9 protein-coding genes, 1 tRNA gene and 1 pseudogene are annotated in these 13,295 nt (G+C 43.4%); 3 read left to right on the top strand and 8 right to left on the bottom strand.

All coding sequences use genetic code 11. The features are described 5' to 3' along the window. Positions 1-197: pseudogene (locus ACQKC9_RS03140) on the bottom strand (NADH oxidase); the annotation flags it as partial. Beyond that, a complete protein-coding gene (locus ACQKC9_RS03135) occupies positions 194-1,081 on the bottom strand; it encodes a LysR substrate-binding domain-containing protein (RefSeq protein WP_427620446.1) in 888 nt (295 codons plus the stop codon). The gene ACQKC9_RS03135 and the pseudogene ACQKC9_RS03140, both read right to left, overlap by 4 nt. Before the next feature lie 101 nt (positions 1,082-1,182). Between ACQKC9_RS03135 and ACQKC9_RS03130 the strand changes: the two genes are divergently transcribed. Both ACQKC9_RS03130 and ACQKC9_RS03125 read left to right on the top strand, forming a co-directional pair. Next, positions 1,183-2,175, top strand: coding sequence for a zinc-binding dehydrogenase (locus tag ACQKC9_RS03130; protein WP_427620445.1), 993 nt, complete (start codon positions 1,183-1,185; stop codon positions 2,173-2,175). A gap of 61 nt (positions 2,176-2,236) precedes the next feature. Continuing rightward, positions 2,237-2,527: a putative quinol monooxygenase gene (locus ACQKC9_RS03125; RefSeq protein ID WP_427620444.1), complete on the top strand. Its 291-nt coding sequence runs from the start codon at positions 2,237-2,239 to the stop codon at positions 2,525-2,527. A 126-nt stretch (positions 2,528-2,653) separates the two neighbouring features. On the opposite strand, the gene ACQKC9_RS03120 is transcribed toward ACQKC9_RS03125, so the two are convergent. Together ACQKC9_RS03120 and ACQKC9_RS03115 are read right to left on the bottom strand one after the other, a co-directional pair. Next, entirely contained in the window at positions 2,654-3,004 is a 351-nt protein-coding gene (locus tag ACQKC9_RS03120) for a hypothetical protein (protein WP_427620443.1), read from the bottom strand. Between the two features lie 570 nt (positions 3,005-3,574). Further along, positions 3,575-3,651 (bottom strand) — tRNA-Val (locus tag ACQKC9_RS03115). Between the two features lie 309 nt (positions 3,652-3,960). On the opposite strand from ACQKC9_RS03115, the gene ACQKC9_RS03110 reads away from it, so the two are divergent. Next, positions 3,961-4,938: a glutathione S-transferase family protein gene (locus tag ACQKC9_RS03110; protein ID WP_427620442.1), complete on the top strand. Its 978-nt coding sequence runs from the start codon at positions 3,961-3,963 to the stop codon at positions 4,936-4,938. 88 nt (positions 4,939-5,026) lie between these two features. Here the strand turns inward: ACQKC9_RS03110 and hemB are convergent, their stop codons facing one another. The 4 genes from hemB to ACQKC9_RS03090 form a co-directional block, all read right to left on the bottom strand. Further along, complete coding sequence (gene hemB / locus ACQKC9_RS03105) at positions 5,027-6,034, bottom strand: porphobilinogen synthase (RefSeq protein WP_101206356.1); 1,008 nt, start codon at positions 6,032-6,034, stop codon at positions 5,027-5,029. 256 nt (positions 6,035-6,290) lie between these two features. Further along, positions 6,291-8,120, bottom strand: coding sequence for an efflux transporter outer membrane subunit (locus tag ACQKC9_RS03100; RefSeq protein WP_427620441.1), 1,830 nt, complete (start codon positions 8,118-8,120; stop codon positions 6,291-6,293). Continuing rightward, entirely contained in the window at positions 8,117-11,347 is a 3,231-nt protein-coding gene (locus tag ACQKC9_RS03095) for an efflux RND transporter permease subunit (protein ID WP_427620440.1), read from the bottom strand. The genes ACQKC9_RS03100 and ACQKC9_RS03095 overlap by 4 nt, the downstream gene beginning before the upstream one ends. A gap of 34 nt (positions 11,348-11,381) precedes the next feature. Then, positions 11,382-12,785, bottom strand: a complete 1,404-nt coding sequence (locus ACQKC9_RS03090; RefSeq protein ID WP_427620439.1) for an efflux RND transporter periplasmic adaptor subunit — start codon at positions 12,783-12,785, stop codon at positions 11,382-11,384. Between the last annotated feature and the right edge of the window lie 510 nt (positions 12,786-13,295).

Here is a 13,295-nt window from a genome sequence, read left to right as displayed (position 1 = left end):
TGACTTAGAAGAAACCCATGTCCTGCATGTATTTGAACACCACCAAAACCTGCATCTTTAGCAATCATGGCTGCGTTTGCATACATAGCTGGTAATGCCTCGATATCTTCTATGCTCATCCCCTCGCATTTTAACTCTGCAATATCTAAGGCAGAAGGGCCTTTAGGTTGACTGATAGGCAAGTATGAGCGTTTCAAAGAGAGCTATCTGCAAGCCTCATTTTCAAATAATTAATAAAGCTCTTTACTACCATTGATTGATTTTTCCTCGATGGGTATAGGAGGTTTATAGAAATTGATGGATCACTTTCCCAGTCGTCTAAAACGATTTTCAGCTGCCCATTTAAAACACTATTTCTAATATGCCAGTCGGATAGTAATGCAATCCCATGACCTGACTCAGCCATACCCAAAACGCTATCTCCCAAAGTTGATGAGAAAATAGGAGTCAACTTTATCGTTGTTCGCTCACCTCCCTTTATGAAATGCCAATTACTTTCTTGACCAACAGTTAATATTTTATGTCGCCTCAGATCTACCGGTGATTTTGGTGTACCGTGTCGGATTAAGTAGTCTGGTGAGGCACATAAAAGTCTTTTTGAATCTAGAAGTTTTTGGCCTACTAATGATGAGTCTCTAGATGGCCCATGTCTAATCGCTAAATCAATACCTTGCTCAGTTAAATCAACAAGGCTATCTGAAGATATAATTTCAATATTTATCTGCGGATACTTTTCTAAAAACCCACTGATTACTGACAATAAGAAACTTTGTGTGAATGAGGCCGACGCCGTTATTTTTATTTTTCCTTTTAATGTATTTGTTGGGTCTAGGTCATGTTCAATCTCTTCTGTAATGCTTAAAAGTTTTTGAGTATGGTTGTATAGCTTTTCTCCAGTGTGTGTTGGGCTGAGAGTTCTAGTTGTTCTGTAAAACAGCTTAGAACTTAGTCTATTTTCTAATGCTATTAATCTTTTACTTACAGCCGCGGAAGTTAAACTGTGAGCATCAGCTGCCTTACGTATAGATTTTAATTCAAAAATCGTACTAAAAATCTTTAGCTCTTCGATAGAATCAATCACATTATCAACCTTTTGGAACGAATCATTCAACTATTTATATGTTTTTAAGCTCTAATTATATTGATACTATCACTTTCGTCAATAACAAAGAGGAAAATATTATGAAAGCAATTGCAATTAATGGTCATGGTGATGTTAATGTTTTACATGAAATCGAAGTTGATGCGCCAAAACCAAAACGCGGTCACGTCGTAATAGATGTAAAAGCGACAAGTGTTAACCCTGTTGATACTAAAATCCGTCAAGGCAGTGAAGGCACTGCTGGTATGACTTATCCAGCAATCCTTCACATGGATGTATCGGGCGTAATCAGTGAAGTAGGTGAAGGTGTAACTAACTTTAAAATTGGTGATGAAGTATACGGTTGTGTCGGCGGTATCGTTGGCATTCCGGGTACTCTTGCAGATAAGGTTGAAGCTGACGCTGTATTATTAGCACATAAACCTAAAACGCTTAGCTTTGGTGAAGCGGCTAGCTTGCCTTTAGTAGCAATTACCGCGTGGGAAGCAATTATTGGCCGAGCTGAGATCCAGCCGAGCGATAAAGTTTTAGTTCATGGTGGTACAGGTGGCGTAGGCCACATTGGTCTTCAGCTTGCCAAAACACTCGGTGCACATGTTACAACGACTGTTGTAGATGAAGAGCGCGCAGAAATTGCAAAACAACTCGGCGCAGATGAAACGGTTCTATTCCCTACAGAAGAGCCAAAGGAATATGTTGAACGACTGACCAATGGTCAAGGCTTCGATACGGTATTTGATACAGTGGGTGGGCCAGTTCTGCAAAACTCACTAATCGCTGCAAAACTGAAAGGGCATGTTATTTCTACAATTGGTTATGCTGATTATAACTTAACTGAAATGCACTTTAAGGCTCTTAGGTTAGATCTTGTATTTATGGCGATTTCGATTATTCACAATATCGATAGAGATACTCACGGTGACATTCTACGCCGACTTGCTGGGCTTGTAGATAAAGGCCAAGTTAAACCTTTGATTGATAGTGTTTTCCCTTTCACTTTGGATGGAGTTAAAGCTGCTCACTCTCGTCTAGAGTCAGGATTAGCTACAGGCAAAATCGTCATTGAGCGTTAATTCTCTCTTCTTGAACTAAAGGCTGTGTAAGCAGCCTTATACACCAAAATAAAGGTTAAAAATGAACAATGAAGTTATGATTGTTGTGAATATCCTATGTGAAACACAGCATTACAACACCGTTTTAAACGCAATTTATAAGTGCGCAAGTGAAAGTGTGCTTGAAGATGGGTGCGAGCGTTATGATGTTTATCCTGATATTAACGATTCGCAAAAAATCACATTGGTTGAGAAGTGGAAAAGCTTGGGTGAATTAGATAAACATAAGCGCCTACCACATTATGACGAGTTACAGAGCGTACTAAGTGACAAGGTATTATCTGTAAAAATTGAAACTGCACGCTTAGTATAATGTTTGTTGAGTAGTAATTGCTTATTCTCCAGTTAGTGGATTATAAGCAGTTACGCAAAGTTTGGGAAACTCCCAGGTTGACCCATAGCCAATGTCTCAAGTCCTCACTAGGGAACCGTATCCTCTTTACTCTATAAAATCCATAAAACGCCAAAACCAGTAAGAAAAGAATGCTATAAATATAATAAAACCCATATTCATATACGTATTCATACCCTTTATAGCGTCTAAAGTCCCCTGATAAGTGATTACCTCCTTAATGCCAGCTTCGACATCTTCCACATCAAGACTTACCATCTGTCTAATTCCATTATGAAACTTTAGAAAATCTTTCTGTATATACCACCCTATCACGGCTTTTTTACCTTCAATCGGTTCTAAATATTCTTTGCCAAAACAAGAGGAGTCAGTATCAAAAGCTGAATAGCTGCACCCATATACTTCTTTACGGTTAAGATTACTGAGATCTAACAACATAAAAATGTGATTTCCCTCACCTACGTCCAAACTGCCTACAATACCTTCACTATAATTAAGCTCAGACTCTAAAGGGAAGTCTCTACCTTGCCAACTCAGTATTGCCCAAGCTATTAGCGATATCCAAGTTAATAGAAGAATGACTATTTGAACTTTCCTAGTTAATGTCAATACTTTGAATTGCTTCAGTCGTCTTGTTAAGTGTCTCACTTAGTGCCAAGCCCTTTTACCAAATCTGCCATTAAATTCTTATCCATCTGTCTGGTCAAAAATTCCAATAGATAGTTTCTCGTCTGTAATCAGCATCATATGCACAAAAAACCGTAGTAGCGGTGAGTATTGCCATTTATTCGTCCGTTCTCTATGGTCTTGACTAGCAATACCGATATGGAGAGCGCTTTTCGAGTCATTAGATTGCTGCTTAATATCTTGATAGTCGTTAGATGGATGACGTTTGCTGAAAGTGGAAAAAGAGATAATTTGAACCGACGTATAGTTTCCTTTTCCGCTACAGCCCATATTTCACGGACAAAAAAAAGCCCCAATCTTAAGATTGGGGCTTTTCGAATCTGGTAGGCGTAATCGGATTCGAACCAACGACCTCTACCATGTCAAGGTAGCGCTCTAACCAACTGAGCTATACGCCTATTTAGGTTGAGCATTTTAGCAAGTTTCCCAGACTTTGCAAGTCTTTTTTAGCATAAACCTCTTTTATTATCATAATATCTGCTATTCAGGCTTATATTAGTTATTTAGATATATTTTTGTGTATATTTACTAAATATTCAATTTAATACGTTTAGTTTTTATTGTTAATAAACAGGGTAACGCTAATGATTAAACCCTTATAACTGGTATGATATCTCTAAACAACGTAATCGTCATGATAATAATGGCTTCAAGTCAGTCATGCTGACTAAGCGTTAAACAAATATTAAAAACAGTTGGAGAATAACATGGGTCTCTTGGTAGATGGGCAGTGGCAAGACAAGTGGTATGAGACAAAAGAGAGTGGCGGCCGCTTTCAGCGTGAAGATGCTGGTTTTAGAAACTGGGTAACGGTAGATGGTAGCGCAGGGCCAACAGGTATTGAAGGCTTCAAAGCCGAACCTGACCGCTATCATTTATACGTGTCGCTAGCCTGTCCTTGGGCACACCGTACCCTTATCTACCGCAAGCTTAAAGGCTTAGAAGACATCATTCCGCTATCTGTAGTACATCCGTATATGGGTGAGTATGGTTGGACGTTTGCAGAAGGTGCAGGCGTCGTTGCTGATCCAGTTATCAATGCAGACTATGCTTATGAGCTGTATACCAAGGCCAAGCCAGACTATACAGGCCGTGTCACCGTACCTATCTTGTGGGATAAAAAAACAAACACAATCGTGAGTAATGAATCATCTGAAATCATTCGCATGTTTAACTCTGCCTTTGATGAGGTTGGGGCACTAGCAGGTAATTTTGTGCCAGCAGAGTTATTACAAGAAATTGATGACATCAATACCTTTGTCTATTCTACTATCAACAATGGCGTGTATAAGACAGGATTCTCTACCACACAAGAGGCCTACGAAGAGGCTGTAATTGAGCTATTTGCGGCATTAGATACACTTGAGACGCGCTTAGCACATCAGCGTTATCTGACAGGGAGTACTATAACTGAGGCCGATTGGCGACTGTTTACGACGTTGGTTCGTTTTGATGCTGTCTATGTTGGGCATTTTAAATGCAATCTGCGTCGTATCGTTGACTATCCAAACCTTTGGGGCTATCTACGTGATTTATATCAGGTACCTGGTATCGCAGAGACAGTAAATATGGATCATATCAAGCAGCATTATTACACCAGTCATGCCAATATCAATCCCACGCGTATTGTCCCTGCTGGCCCAGTGATTGATTTTACTGAGCCACATGACCGTGCACGTTTATAGTTCTATTCATCAAAAAATATTCAAAAAAAGCCCCAGCTACTAATAGGTAACTGGGGTTTTTACATTATAAAAGTTAGTGTAATTACTATTAGGCATTGTTTAGCTGACGGGCCGCTTCTAGAGCGAAGTAGGTCAAAATGCCATCAGCACCAGCACGGCGGAAGCCAATCAGCGACTCTAAAATCACTGCATCACTTAACCATCCGTTCTGAATGGCTGCCATATGCATGGCATATTCGCCAGATACTTGATACGCAAAGGTGGGTACGCCAAAGGTATCTTTGACTTCACGAATCAAATCAAGATAAGGCTGACCTGGTTTGATCATGACCATATCTGCGCCTTCGTTGATATCCATAGCCACTTCATGCAGTGCCTCAGCACGATTGCCAAAGTCCATCTGATACTGTTTCTTATGGCCACCTTTTAGGTTGCCAGCACTGCCGACGGCATCACGGAATGGGCCGTAGTAAGCAGAAGCATATTTGGCTGAGTAGGCCATGATAGCCGTATTCACAAAACCTTCTGCTTCAAACGCGTCACGCATGGCCTTGATACGGCCGTCCATCATGTCACTAGGAGAGATGATATCTGCACCTGCACGCGCATGTACCAGTGCTTGCTTGACCAGTACTTCGATAGTTGCATCATTGATGACGTAACCGCTGTCATCAAGTAGACCATCTTGACCATGTGAGGTATAAGGGTCTAATGCTACATCAGTCATGACGACCATTTCTGGCACAGCATCTTTGACCGCTTTTATCGTACGTGCAGTCAGGGCGTTTTCGTCATAAGCGGCGCTACCGTCCGGTGTTTTCAAAGCGTTATCGATCACAGGGAAAAGGTCGATGGTTGTGACACCTTCTGCTAATAACTCTTTGGCATAGTTGATTAGCAAATCAATCGATAAGCGTTCAACGCCCGGCATACTAGCGATGGTTTCGCGCTGGTTTTCGCCTTCTAATACAAATACAGGGGCAATAAAGTGCTTAGGATGCAGCTCCACTTCACGAATCATTGAACGTACATTGTCATTGTAGCGCAGGCGACGTAAGCGAGTAGCAGGGTATTGACGGTTAAAGGTATAGCTCATAATAATTCCTTATGATTGTTTTAATAGTTATCATGTTACATGGTTAAAATAATATCGCTATAAGCGGTATTTTATAGAATTAGCTTATAAAAATCTGTGCTTTATACAAAGAAGGCTTATATGAAGAGAGCTTGCATAAAGTGAGCCTACTATAACCAAAAGACGTCAATAAAAGCAAAAAGCCCCACCACGTTAAGTCGGTAGGGCTGATAGTACGTATCGACTGTCAATGTGATGATAGAGCTGCGTCATCAGATTAAGGCTGGGTCATTTGAGGCTCAACAATCTGGGTCACAGGAACTTGCTCAACACTATTGTTATTGAAGCGAGTCTCTTCAGTGACCACGCCGACAGCGGCATCCTTTTTACCATCATCATTAACATCGACGATAGCAGTCGGTTTGAAAGTAGTCGTTTCTACCGCTTGCGACTGCTTGATGGCGACAGCTTCTTGCGGCGTAGTCACACGTGCTGAACCAGCTGCTTTGATGGCATTTGTCGCTTTGGTTTTTGCACTAGTAGCAGTTCCAGTGACAATCTGCGCCAAGTTGGTGTGCTGCGGTACAGGGATGACGGTCGGTACATCAAGGTTTGCACCGCCACCAAGCGCTTGGTACAGCTCAATCTGGCTAACGATTTTCTGTAGCTCTAAATCTAGAATACCTTGCTGAGTAGAGAATAGTGAACGCTGCGCATCAAGTACGTCCAGATAGTTTGAGATACCTGCTTTAAAGCGCGCATCTGCTATCTGATATGTCTGCTCAAAATTATCTTGCAGACGATACTGCGCCTCTAACTGCTCACCAAGTGTTGCACGCGTGGCAAGTACATCTGACACTTCGCGGAATGCCGTTTGAATAGAGCTCTCATAACTAGCAAGCGTTTGCTCACGTTCGATTTGAGCCACATCGTAATTGGCATCTAAACGGCCTGCGTCAAAGATAGGGACGCTCACGCTAGGTCCAAACGACCAGCCAACGGCACCATTTTTAAACAAGTCATTTAAGCTGCCGCTACTGACACCCACACTACTGGTCAAGCTAATAGATGGGAAGTAAGAGGCACGGGCCACTTCGATATTCGCACCAGCAGCTTTTAAGTTGTATTCTGCTTGTAGCACGTCAGGACGATAGCGTAGTAATTCACTTGGTAGACCGGCATTAAATATCTGCTGGCTGGTGATATTACTGACAGCAGGTGTTGGGATTAGCTCATTTGGAATAGCGCCACCAACCAAGTATTGCAATGCATTGCGTGATTGAAGAACGCTGGTCTGTGCACGTAATACCGCAAGCTTGGCATTCTCTAATGAGGCAGAAGACTGTAGTGAAGGTAGCTTAGGATCGATACCTGCTTCAAAGCGTTTATCCGCGATAAATAGCGAGCGCTCACGACTCTCAACCGTGGCTTCAGCCAGTTTTAATTGCGCTAAGCTATAGCTTAGATTGGCGTAGCTTTGCGCAATATTACTAATCAAGCTGATTTGGGTCGCATCTTTGGCTGCTGTGGTCGCCAAGAAATTCTGCAATGCTTGATCTTTTAAGCTTGAAATTTTACCCCAAAAGTCAAGCTCATAATTGGCAAGACCTAAGTTGACGCTGTAGCTACTATTAGGGTTTCGATCAGTACGGTTCTGTGCTGAACGAGTATAACCAGCACTGCCATTAATAGCAGGTAAGTCATTAATATCGGTAATCTGATACTGTGCACGTGCTTTTTCAATGGCTAGGCGCGCACTTTCAAAGTCTTTGTTTTTTTCAAGACCGAGAGTAATCAAGCCTTTGAGGCGCTCATCGCTATAAAAATTCTGCCAGCGTTGACTGGCAATGCTTGCTTGATCAGCACTACTGACAGTCTCTTTGTCAAATGCACCATAAGATTGTTGCATAGGGATATTTGGCTCTGCTAGCACAGGACGCATATCCGCTTTTGGAATGGTATTACAAGCGGCCATGCTGATTGCCAATGCAGTCAGCCCTAACAAGCGGCCACTGTTTTTGCGCAAACGAGATAGTGCTGGCTGCGCATCGATAGCTGTAATAGCTACCGATGACGAGTTAGTGATAGATGTTTTTTGAGCACTCATTGTGTATTGTCTCCAAGACTTGCAGGCTGATAACTCTCAGAAGGTGTTGGGTTATGCGAGTTAGGCGTACCATTGCCACCATCTTTATCATTGGGTGTGTTGTTCTCATATTTATGCGGGAACGCACTACGCACCCAGATATAGAACATTGGGATAAAGAAGATACCTAAGAGGGTTGCTGTGATTACCCCACCAACAACACTAGTACCAATAGCGTTTTGACTGCCTGAACCTGGCCCATTCGCCAAGAATAATGGCACAACACCCAGTCCAAAGGCAAGCGAGGTCATGATAATCGGACGCAAACGTTGGCGTGCTGCGGTCATGACGGCTTCTCTGAGACTGTAACCTTCTTCTTGGTGTTCTTTCGCAAATTCGATAATCAAAATGGCGTTTTTGGCGGATAGACCAACGACAGTCAGTAGACCAACTTGCAAGTAGATATCATTGGCAAAACCACGTAGCCAGGTAAATATCACTGCACCCAATACCCCAAGCGGAATCACTAGTAGCACAGAGACAGGAATAGACCAGCTCTCATACAACGCTGCCAAACATAAGAATACAACTAGAATTGAAAGCGCATAAAGCATCGGCGCTTGTGCACCTGACTTTTGCTCTTCCAACGACATGCCTGTCCACTCATAACTGATACCCTCAGGTAGCTTGTCTATCATCGCTTCCATTGAGCTCATTGCTTCACCAGTACTTAGACCTGGTGCGGCGCTACCTTGGATGTTCATTGACGGTAGGCTGTTGTAACGAGTAAGACGCGGTGAGCCTGACTGCCACTCACTACTAGAGAATGCATCAAACGAAATCATATCGTTCATGTCATTTCGTACATACCATTTACCAATATCATCAGGGTTGGTACGGCTGTTGGCTTCACCTTGTACATAGACGCGTTTGATACGGCCACGATCGATAAAGTCATTAACGTAGCTTGAGCCCCACGCTGTTGAGATGACACTGTTGATATTACTTAGTGACAAGCCATAAGCTGCCGCTTGTTCTTGATTTATATTTACTTTGAGTTGTGGCGAATCTTCTTGACCGTTAGGACGTACGCCAGCTACTTGGTCGTTCTGTGCAGCCATACCTAAGAGCATATTTCGGGCTTCAAGTAGCCCATCATGTCCGAGGTTGCCACTGTCCTGAATCATTAAGTCAAAACCACTGGCATTACCAAGCTCGGTAATCGCGGGTGGGACGATCGCAAATACTTGTGCTTCGTTTAGCTGAGTAAGGAAATACCCCATTGCTCGACCAGAGACAGCCTGAGCGGTATTTTCATCGCCCGAGCGTTCCTCCCAGTCTGATAAGCGCACAAACGCCAGACCCATGTTTTGACCTTGACCTGCAAAACTAAAGCCAGCAATGGTAAACACTGACTCGATATTGTCAGTCTCTTGGGTATCGTAATAGTTTCTAACTTTATCCAATACGTCTTGCGTCTCATCCAGCGTCGACCCAGCAGGAAGCTGAACCAAGGTAAACATAATACCTTGATCTTCTTCTGGTAAAAACGAGCCTGGAATACGTAAGAACACGACCGCCATGATACCGATGATGGCTGCATAGCCAATCATGTACAGCCATTTAAAACGAATGCTTTTGCCGACAAAGTTTTCGTAAGAACGGCTAAGTTTAAAGAAGCCACGGTTGAACCAACCAAAGAAGCCTTTTTGCTTTTCGGTACTGCCTTTTTCGTGGCTTTTGCCACGTTTTAACAAGGTCACACATAGGGCAGGGGTGAACACAAGCGCGACCATGGCAGAGAGCACCATGCTGGTAATCAGCGTGATAGAGAACTGACGATAAATCACACCTGTTGAGCCGCCAAAGAAGGCCATCGGTACGAATACGGCGGATAAGATAAGCGCAATACCAATAACGATTTTACTGATTTCACCCATCGACTGGGTAGTTGCATCTTTGATAGAGATGTGAGGATCTTCTTCTAGTATTCGCTCGACGTTCTCTACGACGACGATCGCATCATCGACCAGTAGACCGATGGAGAGTACCATGGCAAACATGGTCAACACGTTGATACTAAAGCCTGCAACGTAGAGTACCGCAAAGGTACCCAATAGGACGACAGGTACTGCAAGTGTTGGGATAATGGTTGCACGCCAGTTCTGTAAGAAAATGAACATGACGATGAATACTAAGACAATAGCCTCAATAAGCGTATGCACGACTTGCTCGATAGAAAGCTTCACGAATGGCGTTGTGTCATAAGGAACAACTGATGCCAGACCTGCTGGAAAGTTTTTCTCAAGCTCTGCCATACGTGCGCCAACCGCTTCGCGAGTTTCAAGCGCGTTAGCACCGCCTGCAAGTGAGATACCTAGACCGGCGGCTTCTTGTCCATTATATTGCGATAAAATACTATAGTTTTCGCTACCGATTTCGACATCGGCGACATCACCCAAACGTACTTGTGCACCAGAGGTATCCGTTTTTAGCAGAATGTTTTTAAATTCTTCAGGCGTTTGTAGATAGCTTTGAACAGTAACAGTAGCGTTGATAACCTGTTGGTCTGCATCAGCAGGTGCTTGTCCTAACTGACCAGCAGATACCTGAGCGTTTTGTGCTTGTATAGCACCTACCACATCTGAAGGTGTCATGTTGTAGCTACGCAGGCGTGCAGGATCAAGCCAAACGCGCATGGCATAGGTGGAACCAAAGACCTGAACTTCACCCACACCTTCGACACGACTGATCGAATCGAGGACATTGGAGTTAATATAATCGCCAATATCGGCCCGATCCATACTGCCGTCTTCAGAGATAAACCCCTGTACCATCATAAAACTGCTGGATGATTTGTTGACGTTGACACCTTGACGCTGCACTGATTCAGGCAGGGCGCTCATCGCGGCTTGTAGTTTATTCTGTACCTGTACTTGCGCAGTATCAGAGTCGGTACCGTTTTCAAAGGTTAGCGTCACAGACGCACTACCATTTGATGAGCTCGACGATGACATATACATCAGGCCGTCTAGACCTTTCATACGCTGCTCAATAACCTGAATTACTGAGTTCTCTACGGTTTGCGCATTGGCACCAGGATAGCTTGCACTGACTGAAATCGTTGGTGGTGCGATACGTGGATATTGTTCAATCGGTAGATTAAGAACGGATATCACCCCGATGAGCATGACCAAAACAGCCAGCACCCATGCAAAAATAGGGCGATTAATAAAAAAACGTGACATAGTGTATCCCTAAGTCTTCCTGTCTTGAATGGAATTAGTTGGCAGCGGCTTCTGTTGGTTTTTTGGTAGAAGTCTCATCGCCAGCTGGCTTTTTATCCATCGTTTTTGCGGCTTGCTGCGGCGTTTTGGTATTAGGCGCATTCTTTGCAGCAGCTGGTGCTGGATTTGCGCTTTCTAACGGTTTAACGACCACCTCTTGGTCAGGCTTGACCTTAGCACCGCCAATCACAACCACTTTGTCACCCGCTTTCAAGCCTTCAGTGACGACCCATTGTCCATCGTAAGTACCATTAATGGTGACCGGACGTACTTGGATTTTATTATTTTCGTCAACGATATAGACTTGTGTCTCACTCTTAGGCGTACGAGTGACCGCACTTTGCGGGACAAGAGCCGCGTTGGTAATAACGCTCTGCGTCAAACGTGCCGAGACATACATACCTGGTAGCAGGATATTATTGCTGTTTGGAAAAATAGCACGCAAGGTGACAGCGCCTGTTGACTCGTCAACTTTGGCTTCTGACAATGCAAGCTTACCGCGTACTGGGTAAACAGAACCATCTTCTAGGACCAATTCAACTGAGTTCATACCCGGCTGAGCAGTACCATCTGCGATCTGCTGACGAAGCTTTAGCAATTCAGAAGAAGACTGGCTGATATCAACGTAGATAGGGTCTAAGCGTGAAATAGTCACCAACGGATCTGCTTGACCAGCACTGACCAGAGTACCAGCAGTGACGCTAGAGCGATCAGTACGACCGGTAAGCGGTGCGCGTACGATTGTACGGTTTAGATCTAAGGTACTGGCTTCCAAACCTGCTTTTGCGGTCTGAATGCCTGCTTTTGCACTCTCAATACCTGCTTGAGTTTGACCGACAGCGGCAGCGGCACTTTGTACTGCTGCTTGTGCTGTACGCACGGCTGTTTGTGCTTGATCGTACTGCTGCTTTGAGATGGCATCGATACTGACCAGACCCTGCAGACGTTGTAAGTCATTTTGCGCTTGTGCTAATGACGCTTGACGGCTGACCAGCTCAGCTTTTGCATTGGCATTGTTTGCCACAGCAGTTTGATAGTTAGCCTGTGACTGCTGTACGGCGGCTTGGCCACTCGTTACAGATGAGGCATAGTTGTCAGTGTTGATGCGATACAGTGGCTGACCTTTTTTGACGTTACTTCCTTCACGAAATAGTACTTCGTCAATCACACCGTTGACCTGTGGGCGGACGTCAGCAGTTTGATAAGCTGCAGTACGACCAGAGAAAGTTTGTACTTGAGGGACGGTATCGAGAGTGACTGTCTGAACGTTGACAACCGCAGGCGGCATTTGCTGCTGTGCGGCTTGCTCACCAGCGGCGTCCTCGTTGTTGTCACAGCCAACCAGTACAGCTCCAGATAGTACAGATGCTATTACAAGCGCAAGATAAGAGTGCTTCATCAATGTCCTCGGCAATATATATAAATAGTGACAGTATAAAAATCGATCAATAAGTTTGGCGTACTGAATATAAGGGTTTTGCTAATGTTAAATGAAAAGAGTAAATAGCCTAAGCTAGCGCTACTTACTCCAATTTCAGATTATTCTGTTAGCGAAATATGACTAATAGAAAATCTGACATCGATATGGATTAAGTATCGAAAGGATTACTTAGCATTCATTGTTTAAGCAAACCACAGAATGGATTAATAAATTTAATGAGTCATTATAAACTATTGGGGTAACCCCACAGTCAAGTAGTTTGCAATACGAGCTGGATCGAAAAGCGGTAATATTACAGTTTACGAATTAATAGATTACCGTCATAGTAAGCGTCGTCTCTATTAACAGCTAATAGAACCATGCACAACCTAGTATCAAAATATATTGTAAACTTTTGTTATAAATCTAAAACCCTATAGTAAATAAGGTTTTTAAACGATAGAAAATCGACTTTGTCAACAAAATGAC

It is taken from the genome of Psychrobacter sp. NPDC078409, assembly GCF_050268505.1.
GTDB lineage: Bacteria > Pseudomonadota > Gammaproteobacteria > Pseudomonadales > Moraxellaceae > Psychrobacter.
This window is presented reverse-complemented; position numbering and strand designations above follow the sequence as displayed.

Excerpts from the sequence above, each read along its gene's own strand:
- ACQKC9_RS03125 (WP_427620444.1), top strand. The coding sequence starts at position 2,237 with ATGAACAATGAAGTTATGATTGTTGTGAATATCCTATGTGAAACACAG.
- ACQKC9_RS03120 (WP_427620443.1), bottom strand. The coding sequence starts at position 3,004 with ATGTTGTTAGATCTCAGTAATCTTAACCGTAAAGAAGTATATGGGTGC.
- ACQKC9_RS03095 (WP_427620440.1), bottom strand. The coding sequence starts at position 11,347 with ATGTCACGTTTTTTTATTAATCGCCCTATTTTTGCATGGGTGCTGGCT.
- ACQKC9_RS03090 (WP_427620439.1), bottom strand. The coding sequence starts at position 12,785 with ATGAAGCACTCTTATCTTGCGCTTGTAATAGCATCTGTACTATCTGGA.
- hemB (WP_101206356.1), bottom strand. The coding sequence starts at position 6,034 with ATGAGCTATACCTTTAACCGTCAATACCCTGCTACTCGCTTACGTCGC.
- ACQKC9_RS03130 (WP_427620445.1), top strand. The coding sequence starts at position 1,183 with ATGAAAGCAATTGCAATTAATGGTCATGGTGATGTTAATGTTTTACAT.
- ACQKC9_RS03110 (WP_427620442.1), top strand. The coding sequence starts at position 3,961 with ATGGGTCTCTTGGTAGATGGGCAGTGGCAAGACAAGTGGTATGAGACA.
- ACQKC9_RS03100 (WP_427620441.1), bottom strand. The coding sequence starts at position 8,120 with ATGAGTGCTCAAAAAACATCTATCACTAACTCGTCATCGGTAGCTATT.